The organism is Micromonospora sp. NPDC049275, from assembly GCF_043197115.1.
Classification (GTDB): domain Bacteria; phylum Actinomycetota; class Actinomycetes; order Mycobacteriales; family Micromonosporaceae; genus Micromonospora.
This window is the reverse complement of record NZ_JBICSN010000011.1, coordinates 116,885-132,742: the sequence shown is the minus strand read 5'-3', so window position 1 is coordinate 132,742 and position 15,858 is coordinate 116,885. Positions and strand designations below refer to the sequence as shown.

20 protein-coding genes are annotated in these 15,858 nt (G+C 70.8%); 13 read left to right on the top strand and 7 right to left on the bottom strand.

Features of this window, described 5'->3' with window-relative positions; translation table 11 throughout:
• Window positions 1–57 precede the first annotated feature (57 nt).
• Genes ACGFIE_RS26160 through ACGFIE_RS26150 form a run of 3 tightly spaced genes read left to right on the top strand, consistent with a single transcriptional unit; the run spans window position 58 to window position 3,310 of the window.
• Window positions 58–975: a thiopeptide-type bacteriocin biosynthesis protein gene (locus ACGFIE_RS26160; protein WP_393299283.1), complete on the top strand. Its 918-nt coding sequence runs from the start codon at window positions 58–60 to the stop codon at window positions 973–975.
• Window positions 972–2,144 (top strand): FAD-dependent monooxygenase, encoded by a 1,173-nt coding sequence (locus ACGFIE_RS26155; RefSeq protein WP_393299280.1) that lies wholly within the window; start codon window positions 972–974, stop codon window positions 2,142–2,144. The genes ACGFIE_RS26160 and ACGFIE_RS26155 overlap by 4 nt, the downstream gene beginning before the upstream one ends.
• The gene (locus ACGFIE_RS26150) at window positions 2,141–3,310 is read left to right on the top strand and encodes an FAD-dependent monooxygenase (RefSeq protein WP_393299277.1); all 1,170 of its coding nucleotides are present in this window, start codon (window positions 2,141–2,143) and stop codon (window positions 3,308–3,310) included. The genes ACGFIE_RS26155 and ACGFIE_RS26150 overlap by 4 nt, the downstream gene beginning before the upstream one ends.
• Before the next feature lie 30 nt (window positions 3,311–3,340).
• On the opposite strand, the gene ACGFIE_RS26145 is transcribed toward ACGFIE_RS26150, so the two are convergent.
• On the bottom strand, window positions 3,341–3,979 hold the full coding sequence (locus ACGFIE_RS26145) for a TetR/AcrR family transcriptional regulator (RefSeq protein WP_393299274.1): 639 nt from the start codon (window positions 3,977–3,979) through the stop codon (window positions 3,341–3,343).
• An 85-nt stretch (window positions 3,980–4,064) separates the two neighbouring features.
• Between ACGFIE_RS26145 and ACGFIE_RS26140 the strand changes: the two genes are divergently transcribed.
• Complete coding sequence (locus tag ACGFIE_RS26140) at window positions 4,065–4,865, top strand: SDR family NAD(P)-dependent oxidoreductase (RefSeq protein WP_393299271.1); 801 nt, start codon at window positions 4,065–4,067, stop codon at window positions 4,863–4,865.
• A 162-nt stretch (window positions 4,866–5,027) separates the two neighbouring features.
• Complete coding sequence (locus ACGFIE_RS26135) at window positions 5,028–5,411, top strand: nuclear transport factor 2 family protein (RefSeq protein WP_363683787.1); 384 nt, start codon at window positions 5,028–5,030, stop codon at window positions 5,409–5,411.
• A gap of 51 nt (window positions 5,412–5,462) precedes the next feature.
• Here the strand turns inward: ACGFIE_RS26135 and ACGFIE_RS26130 are convergent, their stop codons facing one another.
• Window positions 5,463–6,386 (bottom strand): alpha/beta fold hydrolase, encoded by a 924-nt coding sequence (locus ACGFIE_RS26130; RefSeq protein ID WP_393299268.1) that lies wholly within the window; start codon window positions 6,384–6,386, stop codon window positions 5,463–5,465.
• A gap of 156 nt (window positions 6,387–6,542) precedes the next feature.
• The gene (locus tag ACGFIE_RS26125) at window positions 6,543–6,962 is read right to left on the bottom strand and encodes a nuclear transport factor 2 family protein (protein ID WP_393299265.1); all 420 of its coding nucleotides are present in this window, start codon (window positions 6,960–6,962) and stop codon (window positions 6,543–6,545) included.
• Here ACGFIE_RS26125 and ACGFIE_RS26120 point away from each other — a divergent pair.
• The 8 genes from ACGFIE_RS26120 to ACGFIE_RS26085 all read left to right on the top strand — a co-directional run bounded on the left by ACGFIE_RS26120 (window position 6,950) and on the right by ACGFIE_RS26085 (window position 12,848).
• Window positions 6,950–7,261, top strand: coding sequence for an Rrf2 family transcriptional regulator (locus ACGFIE_RS26120; RefSeq protein WP_393299434.1), 312 nt, complete (start codon window positions 6,950–6,952; stop codon window positions 7,259–7,261). The two genes, ACGFIE_RS26125 and ACGFIE_RS26120, sit on opposite strands and share 13 nt — an antisense overlap.
• Window positions 7,262–7,419: 158 nt before the next feature.
• A complete protein-coding gene (locus ACGFIE_RS26115; RefSeq protein ID WP_393299262.1) occupies window positions 7,420–8,037 on the top strand; it encodes a TetR/AcrR family transcriptional regulator in 618 nt (205 codons plus the stop codon).
• Window positions 8,034–8,708: a VC0807 family protein gene (locus ACGFIE_RS26110; protein ID WP_393299259.1), complete on the top strand. Its 675-nt coding sequence runs from the start codon at window positions 8,034–8,036 to the stop codon at window positions 8,706–8,708. Before ACGFIE_RS26115 ends, ACGFIE_RS26110 begins: the two co-directional genes overlap by 4 nt.
• Window positions 8,705–9,922 carry a nucleotide disphospho-sugar-binding domain-containing protein gene (locus ACGFIE_RS26105; protein ID WP_393299256.1) on the top strand — a complete coding sequence of 406 codons (1,218 nt, stop codon included), beginning with the start codon at window positions 8,705–8,707 and terminating at the stop codon, window positions 9,920–9,922. The genes ACGFIE_RS26110 and ACGFIE_RS26105 overlap by 4 nt, the downstream gene beginning before the upstream one ends.
• Window positions 9,919–10,755 carry a helix-turn-helix domain-containing protein gene (locus ACGFIE_RS26100; RefSeq protein ID WP_393299253.1) on the top strand — a complete coding sequence of 279 codons (837 nt, stop codon included), beginning with the start codon at window positions 9,919–9,921 and terminating at the stop codon, window positions 10,753–10,755. Before ACGFIE_RS26105 ends, ACGFIE_RS26100 begins: the two co-directional genes overlap by 4 nt.
• Before the next feature lie 175 nt (window positions 10,756–10,930).
• The gene (locus tag ACGFIE_RS26095) at window positions 10,931–11,524 is read left to right on the top strand and encodes a dihydrofolate reductase family protein (RefSeq protein ID WP_393299250.1); all 594 of its coding nucleotides are present in this window, start codon (window positions 10,931–10,933) and stop codon (window positions 11,522–11,524) included.
• Entirely contained in the window at window positions 11,521–12,441 is a 921-nt protein-coding gene (locus ACGFIE_RS26090; RefSeq protein WP_393299247.1) for an NAD-dependent epimerase/dehydratase family protein, read from the top strand. The genes ACGFIE_RS26095 and ACGFIE_RS26090 overlap by 4 nt, the downstream gene beginning before the upstream one ends.
• Before the next feature lie 23 nt (window positions 12,442–12,464).
• Entirely contained in the window at window positions 12,465–12,848 is a 384-nt protein-coding gene (locus ACGFIE_RS26085) for a PPOX class F420-dependent oxidoreductase (protein ID WP_393299244.1), read from the top strand.
• Window positions 12,849–12,870: 22 nt separating this feature from the next.
• Here ACGFIE_RS26085 and ACGFIE_RS26080 read toward each other — a convergent pair whose 3' ends face one another.
• The 4 genes from ACGFIE_RS26080 to msrA all read right to left on the bottom strand — a co-directional run bounded on the left by ACGFIE_RS26080 (window position 12,871) and on the right by msrA (window position 15,435).
• A complete protein-coding gene (locus ACGFIE_RS26080) occupies window positions 12,871–13,524 on the bottom strand; it encodes a nucleotidyltransferase domain-containing protein (RefSeq protein ID WP_393299241.1) in 654 nt (217 codons plus the stop codon).
• Window positions 13,521–13,976, bottom strand: coding sequence for a GNAT family N-acetyltransferase (locus ACGFIE_RS26075; protein WP_363683804.1), 456 nt, complete (start codon window positions 13,974–13,976; stop codon window positions 13,521–13,523). Before ACGFIE_RS26075 ends, ACGFIE_RS26080 begins: the two co-directional genes overlap by 4 nt.
• Before the next feature lie 152 nt (window positions 13,977–14,128).
• Entirely contained in the window at window positions 14,129–14,818 is a 690-nt protein-coding gene (locus ACGFIE_RS26070) for a TetR/AcrR family transcriptional regulator (protein WP_393299238.1), read from the bottom strand.
• 110 nt (window positions 14,819–14,928) lie between these two features.
• Complete coding sequence (msrA, locus tag ACGFIE_RS26065) at window positions 14,929–15,435, bottom strand: peptide-methionine (S)-S-oxide reductase MsrA (RefSeq protein ID WP_363683808.1); 507 nt, start codon at window positions 15,433–15,435, stop codon at window positions 14,929–14,931.
• Window positions 15,436–15,858: the final 423 nt, after the last annotated feature.

Here is a 15,858-nt window from a genome sequence, read left to right as displayed (position 1 = left end):
GAGCGCGAGCAGTTACCCGGGTCTGCGAACCCCGCAATCGAGAACAGAGGAGATGCCGTGACCCAGACCGTGCTCCGCCCCGACCCCGCCGCGATCCGGCCCACCGACTGGAGTTCGTGGCACCTGCACCTCGCCTCGGACGCCCGCTCGGTGCAGGACCGGGTGATCCAGGAGGTGATCCGGCCGGTGGTCGCCGAACTCGACGGCCGGCCCTGGTTCTTTATGCGTTTCTGGCAGGCCGGCACCCACCTGCGGTTCCGGGTCGGCGACCTGGACTCCGAGGCGTACCACCGGGTGGAGGAGGCGTTGCGTGACCGGCTGGCCGAGGCAGGTCGGCTGGCCGACGACGAGGAGCCCCTCGACGAGGCCGGCTACCGGGCCGGGGCGGTGACCTTCGCCGCCACCGAGCGCGGTGCCGACCGGCAGGTTCTCGACCTGATGCCCCCGGGCGTGCACCGGGCCGTCTACGAGCCGGAGCACCTGCGCTACGGCGGCAGGTCGCTGATGCCCGCCACCGAGCGGCTGTTCCAGCTCTCCAGCGAGCTCGTCGTCGCCGTGCTGCCCAGCCGGCCCTCCGAGGGGCTGCGTACCGGCCTGGGACTGCGGGGCACCATCGCCGCCGCGGCCGCCCTCGGGGGTCGTGAGCGGCAGGCCGAGTTCTACCGCCGCAGCATGGACGCCTGGCGGGTGTGGGCCGGCAACTCCGGCACGACGCCGGAGCAGCTCGCTGCCCTCTGCACCGTCGACGCCACCGGCCCGGTGCCCGATCCGGACGCACACGGCCCGTTCCGCCGCTGGCACGCCGCGATCGCGGAGCTGGCCGGGCAGATCGCCGCCAGCGGCGACACGCCGCCGGCCCAGATCCTCTTCTCCCACGTCCACATGCTGCACAACCGACTCGGCCGCAGCCTCTTCGAGGAGCTGCGCACCTACGCCTGGCTCGCCGCGGCGTACCCGGACGGAAACCCGTCATGAGCAGCCCGCGGGTGGCGGTCGTCGGCGCCGGCATCGGCGGGCTGGCCCTGGCCGCGGCCCTCGACGCGGCCGGCACGGCCTACGACGTGTTCGAGCGGGCCGACCGGCTCACCGAGGTCGGCGCCGGAGTCCAGCTCTCCCCGAATGCGGTCCGACCCCTGCACCGGCTCGGTCTGCGGCCGACGCTCGACGCCCGGGCCGTCCGACTCGCCGGGGCGCAGATCCACGGCTGGTCCGGCCGGCCGGTGGCCCGCACCGAACTCGGCGCGGCCTGTGAGGTGCGCTTCGGCGCGCCGTACCTGGGGATTCACCGTGCCGACCTGCGCGACGCCCTGCACGCGCGGGTGGACCCCACCCGGCTGCATCTGGGCCGGCCGTTGGTCGGTGTGGACGGTGACGGCGAGGAGGTGGTGCTCACCTTCGCCGACGGCCGTACCCACCGGGCCGACGTGGTGGTCGGCGCGGACGGGCTGCGGTCGGCGGTCCGCGCGGCGCTCGTCCCGGACACGCCTGTCTTCTCCGGCCTCGGCGTGTTCCGTGGGCTGGTGCCGATGGATCGCCTGCCGGCGGGCGCCCGTGCGCCGGTGGCCCGGATGTGGCTCGGCCCGGGCCGGCACTTCGTCTGCTACCCGGTCAGCGGCGGCCGGGCGCTCGGCTTCGCCGCCATCGCCCCCCTGCGTCAGCCGCCCGTGGAATCGTGGTCCGCCACTGTGGATCCGGCCGAACTGGTCGCCGCCTTCGACGGCTGGCACGCCCCGGTCACCGCCGTGGCGCGAGCCGCCCGCGAGGTCCGGTACTGGGCGCTGTGGGACCGGGAACCGTTGACCGCCTGGTCGGTCGGGCGGGTCACCCTGCTCGGCGACGCCGCCCATCCGATGCTGCCCTTCCTGGCGCAGGGCGCCAACCAGGCGGTCGAGGACGCCGTCGAGCTGGCCTCCTGCCTCACCGGCGCCTCCCGCGCCGACGCCCCGGACCGGCTGCTGCGCTACCAGCGGCAGCGCATGCCCCGGGCCACCGCCGTGCAGAGCGCCTCGCGCGCGCAGGCCCGACACATGCACCTCGCCGACGGCCCCGAACAGGCCGCCCGTGACGTGGCGCTGCGCCAGGCCGCGGACCTGGACGCCCGTGCCTGGCTGTACGGGTACGAGCCGGGTGGGGTGGCGGCGTGACACGGATCGCGATCGTGGGCGGCGGGGTGGCCGGGCTGGCCGTCGCCGCGCTGCTGCGCCACCACGGGATGCCGTACCGCATCTACGAACAGTCGGCCCGGTTCGCCGCCGTCGGCGCCGGCATCCAGCTCTCCCCGAACGGGGTGCGGATCCTGCACCGCCTCGGTGTGGGCCCGACGCTGCGCGAGCACGGCGTGGCCGCCGAGTCGATCGAGATCCGACGTTGGGACGACGGCCGGCTCCTCTGTGCCGTCCCACACGGCGACGCGTGCGTGACCGACTTCGGCGCCCCGTACGTGCTCATCCACCGTGCCGACCTGCAGCGCGGCCTGGTCGGACTCCTGCCGGCCGCCGACCTCGGGCTCGGTCGGCGCGTCGTCGGAGTCAGCGAGGACGACGAACAGGCCACGCTGCACCTCGCCGACGGCACCAGTGAGACCGCCGACCTGGTCATCGGCGCCGACGGTGTGCACTCCGTGGTACGCCCCGCGCTGATCGACGACAGTCCGCGCTACTCCGGCTACGCCGTCTGGCGCGGCCTGCTCCCGGTGGACGAGGTGCCCGCCCTGGGCCGCGTACCCCGGGTGCTCTTCTGGTTCGGGCCCGACGCCCACGTCACGTACTACCCGATCGCGGCCCGACGAACGGTGCACGTCTCCGCGGTCTGCGCGCGGACCGCGGAGACCGGCGACGTGGCCGTCGAGGAGCTGGCCGCCGCCCTGCACGGCTGGCATCCCGAGGTGCGTCGGGTCATCGGCGCGGCCCGCGGGGTCAGCCGCTGGGGGCTGTACGACCGGGACATCACCGGGCCCTGGCACAGCCGCCGGCTGGTGCTGCTCGGCGATGCCGCGCACCCGACCCTGCCGTACCTGTCGCAGGGCGCCAACCAGGCGTTGGAGGACGCCCTGCTCGTCGCCGACCTGCTCGCCGCGGACCCGACCACGGCCCTCGACCGGTACGAGCGGGCACGCCGGCCCCGGGTGGCGGAGGTGCACCGGCAGGCCCGGCACCGGGCCGCCCTCTTCCACCTGCCCGACGGGCCGGCGCAGCGCGCCCGCGACGAGGAACTGGCCCGGCAGGTCGACCTGAGCCACCTCCGGTGGCTGTACGGCCACGACCCCGACGCGGAGCCGGCGTACGGCCTGTCGACCGGCGGGAGCGGATAGATCGGCCCGGCCGGGCCCGTGGTGGCGCCGTCAGCCGGGGCTGGTCGCGGCGGGTGCGCCATCGCCGCCGCCGGTGTCTGGCGGTGTGGCGACGATGACCTCGATCAGATCGTGCAGTTGTCGGGTGAGAGCCCCTTGATCCATGCCGGTGAGTGCCGGGGTCGCGATGACCTTGCACATCAGCCACACTCCGGCGATCAGGGAGAGAAGCAGTTCCGCGCGTGGGGCGGCATCGGGGCCGGGCAGGATGTCGGTCAGGTGCCGTCCCACGTGCTTTTCGATGCCCGCGCGGATGATCTCGGCGGCCCGTGGATTGGCCACCGATCGCAGCATCAGCACGAACGGGTCCAGATCGTCCGCCTCTGGTGAGGTCCGCGCGGCCAACCTGGCCGCCGTCCGTTCGCTCAGCACGCTTGGGTCGTCGCTGACGACGGTTCGCGGAGCGAACGAGCGGTCGACCGCCTCGGCGAACAGCTTCTCCTTAGAGCCGAAGTAGCGGTTGACAAGCATCGCCGTCACTCCGGCGCCCGCGGCGACCTCGCGGACGCCAGCGCCGTCGTAGCCCAGGCGGGTGAACGCCTCGATCGCCGAATTCAAGATCGCCTCGCGGGTGGCGGCGGCATCGCGCCGTCGCGGGCCGTCACCGGATTCGCCTGTGTCTGCCGTCACGTCTACGAGTGTAGACTACTCCGTTCGGCGATGTCTACAGTCGTAGACATAGCAGCGTGACGCCGAGAGAGAGAAGGAGAATCCGATGGACCTGCAACTGACCGGCAGGCGCGCCCTGGTGACCGGTTCGAGCTCCGGGCTCGGTGAGGCGATGGCGCGACTGCTCGCCGCCGAAGGCGCCGAGGTGGTCGTGCACGGACGGAGCGAGAAGCGGGCCACGGCGGTGGCCGAGGCGATCCGCGCAACCGGCGGCAAAGCGGACATCGCGCTCGGTGATCTCACCACGGACGAGGGTGCGGACGCGGTAGCCGCCGCGGCCCTGGCCGGCGGCCCGGTCGACATCCTGGTCAACAACGCTGGCGCCTACAAGCACCTCTCCTGGACCGACGCCACGCCGGACTCCTGGCGGGAGACCTACGAGGGCAACGTCATCTCCGGCGTACGGATGATCCAGCGACTGGTGCCGGCCATGCGCGAGCGTGGCTGGGGACGCGTCATCACCATCGGTGGCGGGCTCGCGACCCAGCCGTTGTTCCAGCACCCGCAGTACAACGCCACCCTCGCCGCCCGCCACAACCTGGCGGTGTCGCTCGCCCGGGAACTGAAGGGCACCGGCGTGACCTCGAACATCGTCGCGCCCGGAGCGATCCTCGTCGAGGCCGTCAAGGACCTGCTGGTCGAGATCGCCCCCGAGCGGGGCTGGGGCGAGACCTGGGAGCAGATCGAGCGGGGCGCGACGAACGAGTTGGTGCCCAACGACATCGACCGACTCGGCCGGCCGGAGGAGATCGCCTCGGCGGTCGCCTTCCTCGCCAGCCCACTGGCCGGCTACATCAGCGGCGCCAACATCCGCGTCGACGGCGGCACCATCCGCAACGTCACCTGATCCCCACACCCATCGATGTGGGTCTGACCGGTGCCGGTCAGACCCACAGCGACCCCTCGGGTCGACGAGCGGGCGGCGCCGCGCGTTCCCGCACGGCGTCCGGTGGTGGACACACTCCGGCCCGCACCGACCTGCACAGAGCCAATTCAGAAGGAACAGACAATGAGCCACGATGTTCGAGTGATCGCCGACAAGGCGTACGACGCCCTGATCGAAGGGTTCCAGACCGGTTCGTGGGAGGGCTTCTTCGACCTGTTCGACGACGAGGTGGACGTGATCCTCCCGGCCCCGCAGACCGGTCACTTCACCGGTGCCGAGGGGCGCGAGAAGCTGGTCGGGTTCTTCAGCGTGTTCGCACCCGGCACCAGCCGGTTCGACACGGTCGAGGTGATCTCCAAAACCGTCGCCGAGGATCGCGTCGTCTTCGAGGACTGGGCTCGGGGCGTCTTCTTCAACGAGCCGTACGCGGCCCGGCACTGCATTCACGTGATGGTCCGAAACGGCAAGGTCGTCGGCTTCCACGAATACAACCGACCGCTCGACTGAGCACGGCCACGTGACGTCGACGTCCCGGATCGCCGCCGGGAGGGAGGCGGCTCAGACCTGCAGCACCGCGTCTGCGAAGGCCTGAGGCGCCTCCTGCGGCAGGTTGTGCCCGATGCCGCCGCTGATGGTGCGGTGTTCGTACCGGCCCGTGAACTGCTTCGCGTAGACGCTGGGGTCCACGTGGGGTGCGCCGTTGGCGTCGCCCTCGAGGCTGATGGTGGGCACCGCGATCTTCGGCTTGCCGGCCAGCCGCTGCTCGACCTCGTCGTACTGTGGTTCGCCCTCGGCCATGGCCAGCCGCCAGCGGTAGTTGTGCACCACGACGTCGACGTGATCGGGGTTGTCGAACGAGGCGGCGCTGCGGTCGAATGTCGCGTCGTCGAACGTCCACCTGGGGGACGCCGTCTGCCAGATCAGTTTGGCGAAGTCGTGCCGATTCTTGTCGTACCCCTCCCGGCCGCGCTCGGTGGCGAAGTAGTACTGGTACCACCAGGCGAGCTCGGCCTTCGGTGGCAGCGGCATCCTCCCCGACTCCTGGCTGGCGATCAGATAGCCACTCACCGAGACCAGGCCGGCGCACCGCTCGGGCCACAGCGCGGCCACGACGTCGGCCGTCCGGGCACCCCAGTCGAATCCGGCCAGCTTCGCCTTCTCCACGTTGAGGGCGTCCATGAGCGCGAGGGCGTCGGCGGCCAGGGCTGCCGGCTGGCCGTTGCGCATCGCGTCGCCGGAGCGGAACCGCGTCGTGCCGTAGCCCCGCAGGTGCGGCACGATGACCCGGTAGCCGGCGTCGGTCAGCAGCGGCACGACGTCGACGAAGCTGTGAATGTCGTACGGCCAGCCGTGCAGCAGCAGCACGACGGCGCCGTCGGGCGGGCCCGCGTCAACGTAGCCGACGTTGAGTACGCCGGCATCGACCTGTTTCACCTCGTCGAACGAGGCCGTCGAACCGCTCTTCGCACTGGTCCCCGCCATCTGCGGCTCCTCTGCTCGGTACTGCGGCAGGTGCGCCGGGCAGCGCTTGAAACGTAGAGCCGAACGACCGAGCACGCCGGCGGTTTACGCAAGGCCGAGCTGGCCGTCAACGCCCTGGGTACGATGCGCCGCCACCGTGACGCTTGCCGAACCTGGCTACCGGTCGGCAGGGATGTCGGCCACCCCGTTGGGCAGCATGGCGCGGGCGGCCCGGACGAGGTCCAGTGACTCGCGCAGGAGCTTGATCTTGCCGTTCTCGGCGACCAGCCGTCCGGCGTACATCTGGCTGAAGACGCGGCCGGTGACCGTCCGGCGCTCGACCGAGTATTCGCCGAAGGCCTGGTCCGGGGTGTCGATGAAGACCTCGACGGTGTCGAAGCCGAAGTCGGGCACCACCTTGAGCAGGCCGACGATGAACGCGCGGATCTCGTCCGGGCCGACGATGCGCGGTGGTAGCCCGATCGACGTCAGGTACGGCAGTTCGATGACGCCGTCGTCGGTGAACAGCGCCGCCGTGGCACCCGGGTCGGCGATGGTGGCGGTGTAGGCCAGCATCAGTTCGCCTGCGCTTCTCATCTGCTGTTCCTCTCCAGGAGCAAGCGGTCGCGACGGGTGGGGCGGGTGCCGGCTGGCATCTGGCACGCGAGCCCGAGTCGATCACCTTGCTCGACGCGTACCTCGCGGTCGGCGACGACGAGGCGCTCTTCGCCCTGCATAGTTCGACACCGAGCGGCTCCTGCCCGATCGGGTTCGGCATCCAGCCGGCCCTGCGGCAGGTCTTCGGCCGACTCGACGAGGCCGTACGACGCGAGCTGGCCACCACCATCGCGGACATGCTCCGGGACGTGCTGGCGCAGCAACCCGCGACGGCCTGACGGCGGGCGTACCGCGATCCCCTGTCGTGTGCGGCGTGATCTGCCGCTGGTGGGGATGGGGTGACGACGTTCCTGCGCGGGGCGGTCGGCCGGAGTTGCCGGTACGTGCGGGTGGTCTTCCCTTGACGTGGGGCCCCATCATCTGCTTCGATTTATCCATGCAGATAACACCGGAGGTCGATCGGAAGACGCGGATCCTGGAGGCGGTCGTCGAGCTGCTGGCCGAACACGGCTACGCGGGGGCGACGTTCGCGCGGATCGTCGAGACGGCGCGACTCAGCAGCACGCGGCTCATCACCTACCACTACGACACCAAGCAGGAGTTGGTCGCTGCGGCGTTGCGCCACATCGGTGAGCGGGCGCAGCAGTTCATGGTCCCGGCGATCGAGGCCGAGGCGTCGGCGCGCGGCAAGCTCGCCGCGTACCTGCGCTCGAACTTCCGCTTTCTCGGCGAACGGCCGGCGTACGCCCGTGCCGCTGTCGAGATCGCCCGTAACCTGCCCCGGGAGACGGCGGACGCGGACCTTCGCGAGGACGTGCCGCTGGTGCTGCTGGCGCAGCTGTTCGTCTCCGGTCAGGAGTCCGGGGAGCTGCGCCGGTTCGACCCGGTGGTGATGGCCGTGACGGTCCGGGCCGCTGTCGATGCCGCTGTGGAGCGGTTCGCCCGCGGAGACGGGATGGACCTGGCCGCCTACGCGGAGGAGTTGTGCGCGATCTTCGATCGCGCGATCGCCGTGGACCGGGCCTCCGGGGATCTCGGGGGAGTGCTCTCGTGAGGCTGGCCGACGACCACCCGGAGGACGCGACAGCCGCCGCCGAGGTGTGGGGGAGACGGGGTGCCCGCCGCGCTCTCGTCGGACGAGTCGTCGTCGACGTGGTCCTGCCACTTGTCGTCTACTACGTGCTTCGCGCCCTGGGCGCCGACGTGCTGGCCGCCACCCTCGCCGCGGGCGCGGTTCCCGCCGCCAACGCCGCCCTGGTCGCCGCGCGCAGCCGACGGGTCGACGTCGCCGGCCTCGTCGTCGTCAGCCTGTTCGTCGCGGGGGGCGCGTTGAGCGTGGTCACCGGGGACGCGCGTCTGCTGTACATCAAGGACGGATGGCTCACCGGCCTGCTCGGCGCCTGGGTGCTGCTGTCGCTGGCCATGAAGCGGCCGTTCATGCTCCACCTCGGCACTGTCATCGCCACGGCGAAGGTCGGCGACGCGGGAGCCGCGGCGTGGCAGCAGCGCTGGAGCGACGATCCCGTCTTCCGGCGCCGCCTGCGCCTGGTGAGCGTGGTGGTCGGCGTGGTCCTGATGCTGGACGCGGTGGCCCGCATCGCGATCGCCTCGGTGATCGACCTCGACGCGGTCGCGACGGTCACCAACGTGCAGTACGTCGTCATGCTCGCCGGGCTGCTGTCCTGGTTCTTCTGGTACACCGCCCGACACGGACTGCGCGCGTGAGCACGACGCCCGGCGCGCACGTCGCCGTCCTCGCCGTCGGGGCCACCGGCCACCTGCTTCCCGTACTCGACGTGATCGCCGAATTGCGGGAGCGCGGGCACCGGGTCACCTGTTTCGCCCCGGACGTCGCGGCGCCCCCGGCGAGACGCGCCGGCGCGGACGTCGTCACCTACGAGTCGACGCTTGTCACGCGCCCGTCGTCGTCGGTGCCGCCGAGTGACTTCGCGGTGTGGCTGCCCTTCGTGCTGCTGGCGGAGGCAGCCGCCGTCGTACCCCAGGTCCTTCCCGTCCTGCGCGGCGACGTCCCCGACATCCTGCTCTACGACCGGGCTGCCCACCCGGCCGGTCGCGCGCTGGCACAGCTGCTCGACCGGCCGGCGGTGGCGTTGTTCCCGTCCTTTGCCCAGGGGCCGGCGTGGTCGCTGGCCGCGGCCACCGGGCAGACGAGCGTGCTCGACCCCGCACACCCCGCCTTCACAGCCTTACAGGATCAGCTCGACCAGTTCTGCGCGCACTGGGGAGTCGAGCGCGGCACCGTAGGCGACCTGGCCGAGGCGCGCGAGCGGCGATCGATCGCGTTCCTCCCCCGGTGGTTCCAGTGGAACGGGGACGAGTTCGGCACGGACCACCACTTCGTCGGACCGTGTCTGGGTTCGCGGCTCGGCACCGGCCCCGCGGGGCACGAACGGCTCGTGTACGTCAGCGCCGGCACCGCGGCGGCCGAGCCGGAAACGGTACGGTCGCTGGTCCGCTCCGCGGCCGCCGCGTTGCCGGACCACCGGGTGCTCGTGTCCACCGGCGGGTTCCCGGTCGCCGCCCTCGGGAGGATGCCCGACCGGGTCGAGGCGCACGAGCACGTCGACCAGCTCGCCGCGTTGGCACAGGCGGACCTCTTCGTCACGCACGCCGGGATGGGCAGCGTCATGGAGGCCCTCTGGTTCGCCGTCCCGATGGTGTGCGCACCGCGCACGAGCGAGCAGCACCTCGTCGCGGCACGGGTCGAGGCGCTCGGTCTCGGCGTGCGACTCCCGGACGACGGTGACCCGAGCGGGAACGAGGGCGTGGCCAGGATGCGCGACCTCACGCGCGATCCGGCGATCCGCGAACGGTTGCGCGCCGCCTCCGCGAGGGTGCGGGACGCCGGCGGGCGCCGAGCGGCGGCGGACGCGGTGGAGGCGGCCCTCGCGTCCGATCACGATGAGGTCGTCGCATGACCGAGGCGCCGTCCTACGCGGAACTCACCCCGATGCCGGAGCTGGTCAGCCACCTACGGACCGTGTGGGTGCAGACGACCGGGCCGGCGTCCTACGTGCAGCGACACCTGCCGACCGGTGGTGCGGAGCTGCACTGGCCGCTCGGTGGGCAGCCGCGGCTGCTCGGCCCGTTGACCGGACCGCGGGTCGAGGTGATCCCCGCGGCCACGACCCTGGTGGGCGTCCGGTTCCACCCTGGGGTACCCGTTCTGATACCCGGTGACGTTGCGGACCTGCTCGACCGGGGTGTCTCGCTCGACGAGCTCGGTCATCCGTGGGTGGGCCGCCTGGGCGAGGCGATCGCCGCCGCGTCGACACCCCGGGCCGCGCTGCTCATCCTGCAGGCATTCCTGCTGGACCGCGCGCGGTCCGCCGGTGCGGACCCGCTCGTCCGCGAGGCGGTGCGGTTGTTGATGCCCTGGGAGCCGCGTGACGTCGGTGCGGTCGCCGACCACCTCGGACTGTCGGTCAGTCAGTTGCGGCGTCGCTGCGTGTGGGCGGTGGGCACCGGGCCGAAGTCGTTGCAGCGGACGCTGCGGTTCCAGGGCTTCCTCGCGTTGGCGCAGGCGGGCGCGAGCGCGACCGGACGGCGCGGTGCCGACGGCATGGCAGGGCTCGCGGTCGACGTCGGCTACGCGGATCAGGCCCACCTGAGTCGAGAGGTGCGCCGCCTCACCGGCTTGACGCCACGCGGACTGCTCGGCGCGGAGGTCGACAGGTGCTCGTGCGGTCACGACCACACCGCGTCGTACACGCCGTTTCTCGCGGGCCGTCGCTCGCCGGTGCCCGTGTGATGGTGCGCGATTCGTTCAAGACCGGCGAAGCGTCGCTCGATAGCGTGCCACGGTGATCGATCGGCATCTGCTGCGCCTGGCCAGGGTTTCGACGGTGACGTGCTCACCCGAGACCTGCCCGGACACGACCCGGCCGACCCCCCTGAAACGTACCGCGACGAGCGAAAGGTACTCCATGAGCAAAGTCCTCGCCGCGCTGTCGGTCTCGGTCGACGGCTACATCACCGGCCGCAGCCCGGGCCCCAGCCGCGGCCTCGGTGACGGTGGAATGTTGTTCGACTGGTACTTCGACGGCGACACCCCGAGCGCGGTGCTCGACGGCTTCCGGCTCAGCGCCCCCAGCGCTCGCGTCTTCGACGGGGCCGCGGCACGGGTGGGAGCCAGCCTCGCCGGGCGTAACACCTACGACGACTCTGGTTGGGGCAGCGGCGGCACCCCGCACCCCGACGCGCCGCTCGTGGTGCTCAGTCACCGACCGCTGCCCGCGCAGCATCCCCGCCAGACGCTGGTTACCAGCGGCATCGACGAGGCCGTCGACACAGCCCGCCGCCTGGCCGGTGACAAGGACGTGGCCCTCATGGGCGGGGGAGTGACCACCGCCGCGCTCACAGCGGGTCTGGTCGACGAACTGATCCTGCACCAGCGACCGGTGTTGCTGGGCGCCGGCCGGCCGTTCTTCCAGACCCTGCCCGCGCCCGTCGAACTTCGGCTGATCGAGGCCGTCGCCGCGCCGGGTGTGACCCACCTGCACTACGAGGTGGTCAGGTGATCCTCGTGACCGGCGGCCTCGGCATGATCGGTGCCCACACCGTCGGCGCCCTGACGGACCTCGGTCACGCCGTCGTCGCGACCGCCCACCGGCGAACCGTGCGCCCGGCGTTCCTGCCCGACGACGTCATCGTCGAACAACTCGACGTCACCGACCCCGCCGCGGTGGCCGCACTCGGCGACAGGTATTCGATCACCGACATCGTGCACCTGGCCGGCAGCATCCCCGGCGCGGACCGGGTCGCGTACTTCCGCGCCGACACCGCCGGGCTGCTCACCATGCTCGACGCCGCCCGCGCCTGGCGCGTGCGGCGCTTCGCGGTCGCCGGCAGCCTCGGCTCCTACCTGGGCAGAAACGAGATCCCCTGGCACGAAGACCTGGCGCTACCCGCCGCGCCGGCACCGCATCCGATCATCGCCTTCAAGAAGGCCGTCGAACCGCTCACCACGAACGCACTGCAGGACACCGGGATCCAAGCGGTCGTGCTTCGCATCGGCAGCACCTGGGGACCGCTCATGGACCCGGCAACACCATTCAACGCCGTCCCGCCCTATCTCAGCGCCGTGCTGCGCGGAGAACGCCCCGCGCCCCTGTACGCCGACGACGGCGGCGACTTCTGCTACGCCCCTGACGCCGGGCGTGCCATCGCCCTGCTCAGTACCGCCGACACCCTCGCCCACGACGTCTACAACGTCTCCAGCGGACAGCCGTTCACCAACCGGCAGCTGGTCGACGCCGTCCACGCCGCCATTCCGCACGCGCAGCTCGACCTGCTCGACGGACGCCGGGCGGGGCCGGGCCACGATCCCTACCTCGACATCGCCCGGCTCACCACCGAAACCGGCTTCACCCCGGCCTTCGACCTCGCCGCCGCCGTCGCCGACTACCTCGCCTGGCGCACCCACCACGACCGCTGACCACTACAGACGGGAAGACCACAGTGCTGCATCCCGACATCCGCCGCGTGCTCGACGAAGCACCGATCGCCCACCTCGCCACCGTCCTACCGGACGGCTCACCGCACGCCACCCCCGTGTACGTCGGGACTCACGACGAGCACATCGTCATCTTCACCGCGCCCGGCAAACGCAAAGCCCGCAACCTGCGCCGCGATCCGCGCCTGGCGTTGTCCATCGCTCCGGCCGAGGACCCGTTCACCCCTGTCGCCGTACGCGGCCGCGTTGTCGACTGGATCGACGGCGACGCCGGCTGGTCGATCATCGACCGCATCGTCGCCAAGTACACCGATGAGACCTACCCGCGTGACGACGAGCGCGTCGTCGCCGTCATCGAGCCCGATCACCAGACAGTCGGCATCCGTTGACGCGACAACCGTCAGGTTGGCGCTACAGGGCGGCCAGCCAGACATGACCCGGATGCACCTGACTCAGCAGTGTGGACAACGTCGCGCGTTGGCGGTGCGCCAGCAGCGGGAGAACGCCGTCGAAGTCCGTCTGGTCCTTCGGGCGTACGTGCTTGGCCTTGAAGAGAAGGACAAGCTCCGGGATCAGGTACGGGATCCGCTCCGGGGTGTACCTGATGATCTCGGCATACGGCAGCCTGATCGTTGCGTCTCTCCGGCAGATCCACTCATCGCCGTCGTGCTGCTCCCGGAAGACATCAAGCAGGTAGCGCCCCGTCTCCGGCTCGCGCAGCCACGTTTGCCACGTGGCGCTCAGCACCTGTGGCGTCGCCGCCTCCCAGATTCGACCGGAATCCACCGCGTCTAACGTGAGCCCGGCGAAACGCTCGCGAATCTCCGGGAACCGTCCGGCAGGTACGGCGATCTCGATGTCGTGATGGTCGCGGGTCTGCTCGCCGCGGTACAGGTCCAACGCCCAGCCTGCCGCAACGTACCAAGGCGCGGAGATCCCGGCCAGGTGGCGTGCGACGTCGCGCGGCTTCCAACAGTGCGCCCAGCGGGCTTCGAGCGCCTCGGTGTCGCCCGGCGAGACCTCGATACCGCCGCTGGGTAACCCGCCGTCCATCCGCTGGCTCACGTCACGGCCGTGGGGGCGGGCCGCGTGTAGTTGTACACGATGTAGCCCCGGTAGACGGCGAGCCTGTCGTACAGGGTGCGCGCGTCGGCGTCGATCTCGGTGTTCCAGTACAGGCGTGGGGCGCCATGCTCATCGCCATCCTTGGCCACCCACTCGATCATCGCCGTCGCGACACCTCGCCGTCGTACGTGCGGATCCACGAACAGATCCGCCAGGTAGCAGCGCCCGGCGCCCCAGACGCTGGCGTGGAACAGGTAGTGCGCGATGCCCACCATCGTGCCGTCGAGTCGCGCGCAGACGCCACGGATCTGCTCGCCGTTGACCAGGCGTTGCCACGTCCGTTCGTAGCCAGCGTCGTCGACCTCGGTCGCGGGCCGACCCGGGCGGCCGGCCCAGTGCGCGTGGAAACTTCGGGTCAACCGTTCCCACTCGTCGCGATCGGGTTCGGTCAACGGGCCAATTGTCAGCACGCTGCCATCCTCACATCGCCCCCAGCGTCCGGCGCACCGGAGCTGACTGCCGCTTGATCTCGTGCACCCCCGTGGCGGATGCACCTGGCAGATTGAGCAGGGTCGCTCCCTCTGTTGGTCGTCGCTGATCGCGGTCACAGCATCTTTGCCGCTTGGTCGCCGACAGTGTGGCTGATCGGTCGCGGTGCCGGCTGCACGAGGAACGATTTGATGTGTTCCAGCGCCATGTCCAATGCGACCTCCATGGGTGCGACGTCGTGCGCGGCGTTCGCCAGCAGGTAGCCGCCTTGCAGAGCGGCCATCAATCCCGTGGCCAATTTTTCCGGGTCGGCATCCTGGCGCAGTAGACCGCTGTCGCGCATCCGGTGCAGACCATCACTGATCAGCCTTTCCCATGCCGCGAACGTCTCCGACAGCGACGATCGAGCCTGCTCATCTTGATCAGACAGCTCGAGCGCCATTGACCCGAGGCCGCACCCGTACTTGCCGTTGTTCAGCGAATTTGCCTGGACCAGCGCGTTACGCCACCGGACCAGGCCGGAGAACGATCTCAGTCGTTCGAGCCCTCCCCGTTCACGCTGAAGCACAAGCGCGCCCCGATATTTGACCAGGGCGCGTACGAGTTCCTGCTTGTCGGCGAAGTGGTGGTAGAGCTGCGACTTGCTCGTCTGGCTTGCCTCGCGGATGTCGTCAAGGGTCGTCGCGTTCACTCCGCGCACGAGCATCAGCCGGTTCGCCGCCTCGAGGATCCGCTCTCGCGTCGCGATGCCCCGCTGACTGATCCTCCGCCCATTTGTCGGCGCAGCCGTCTGCTCGTCGCTCATCTGTCGAGTCTATCCAGCGGGCCAGATGAGGGCCGCGCGTCGTGAGCGGCCCACGGCGACCACCTGCGCCCGGACCGGCGCGCGGACCCGGGGTCCGCGCGCCGGAGATGTCAGGCCGTGGCCCGCTTCGGAAGCTTCCACCCGGGGCGGGGGAAGTGGCAGGTGTATCCGTTGGGGTAGGTCTGGAGGTAGTTCTGGTGCTCAGGCTCGGCCTCCCAGAAGTCACCTGCCGGGGTGACCTCGGTGACGACCTTGCCGGGCCACAGCCCCGAGGCGTCGACGTCGGCGATGGTGTCCTCGGCGACCCGCTTCTGCTCGTCGCCGGTGTAGAAGATCGCCGAGCGGTAGCTGATGCCGATGTCGTTACCCTGGCGGTTCTTCGTCGAAGGATCGTGGATCTGGAAGAAGAACTCGAGCAGCGCGCGGAAGTCGGTCTTGTCGGTGTCGTAGACGACCTCGATGGACTCCGCGTGGGTGCCGTGGTTGCGGTAGGTGGCGTTCGGGACGTCGCCGCCGCTGTAGCCGACGCGTGTGGACACGACGCCGGGCTGGCGGCGGAACAACTCCTCCATGCCCCAGAAGCAGCCGCCGGCGAGGATTGCCTTTTCGGTGTTCACGTCGTCTCCTTGCCTGTCGTCGTGCTGGGTACCTGGTAGTCAGAGCTGCGGAGCCAGGTGGAGGGCACCGGACCCGCTAGTGCAGACACTCTCCGGGTCGGCCATATTCCCGCAGCCTCCCCCTTATCTGGACCCCGTAGTCCAAGATCCGTGTCCCGCTAGGGTCCGGCGAGCCACCCTGCTGATGAGGTTGAACTGGCACTTCCCTCGCGGACACAGTAGTGGTCACGCGACTCAATAGTGGACTTGACAGTCCAGGTTACCGTCGCTAGGTTCGGGACGCCCAGCGGGGTGCCACCGGTAGTAACGAGGTGCCCGACGTGCGGTTCGGCAGACGCTGCCGCCACGTCCGGCACCCCAACCGCCACCGGTCGGGGTGGATGACACGGCGCCGAGGCTTGGCGCCGCCATTGCTGGGAAACG

Coding starts and splice junctions, on each gene's coding strand:
- ACGFIE_RS26155 (WP_393299280.1), top strand. CDS start 972: ATGAGCAGCCCGCGGGTGGCGGTCGTCGGCGCCGGCATCGGCGGGCTG.
- ACGFIE_RS26140 (WP_393299271.1), top strand. CDS start 4,065: ATGGACCTGCAACTGACCGGCAGGCGCGCCCTGGTGACCGGTTCGAGC.
- ACGFIE_RS26135 (WP_363683787.1), top strand. CDS start 5,028: ATGAGCCACGATGTTCGAGTGATCGCCGACAAGGCGTACGACGCCCTG.
- ACGFIE_RS26130 (WP_393299268.1), bottom strand. CDS start 6,386: ATGGCGGGGACCAGTGCGAAGAGCGGTTCGACGGCCTCGTTCGACGAG.
- ACGFIE_RS26125 (WP_393299265.1), bottom strand. CDS start 6,962: ATGAGAAGCGCAGGCGAACTGATGCTGGCCTACACCGCCACCATCGCC.
- ACGFIE_RS26115 (WP_393299262.1), top strand. CDS start 7,420: ATGCAGATAACACCGGAGGTCGATCGGAAGACGCGGATCCTGGAGGCG.
- ACGFIE_RS26100 (WP_393299253.1), top strand. CDS start 9,919: ATGACCGAGGCGCCGTCCTACGCGGAACTCACCCCGATGCCGGAGCTG.
- ACGFIE_RS26095 (WP_393299250.1), top strand. CDS start 10,931: ATGAGCAAAGTCCTCGCCGCGCTGTCGGTCTCGGTCGACGGCTACATC.
- ACGFIE_RS26070 (WP_393299238.1), bottom strand. CDS start 14,818: ATGAGCGACGAGCAGACGGCTGCGCCGACAAATGGGCGGAGGATCAGT.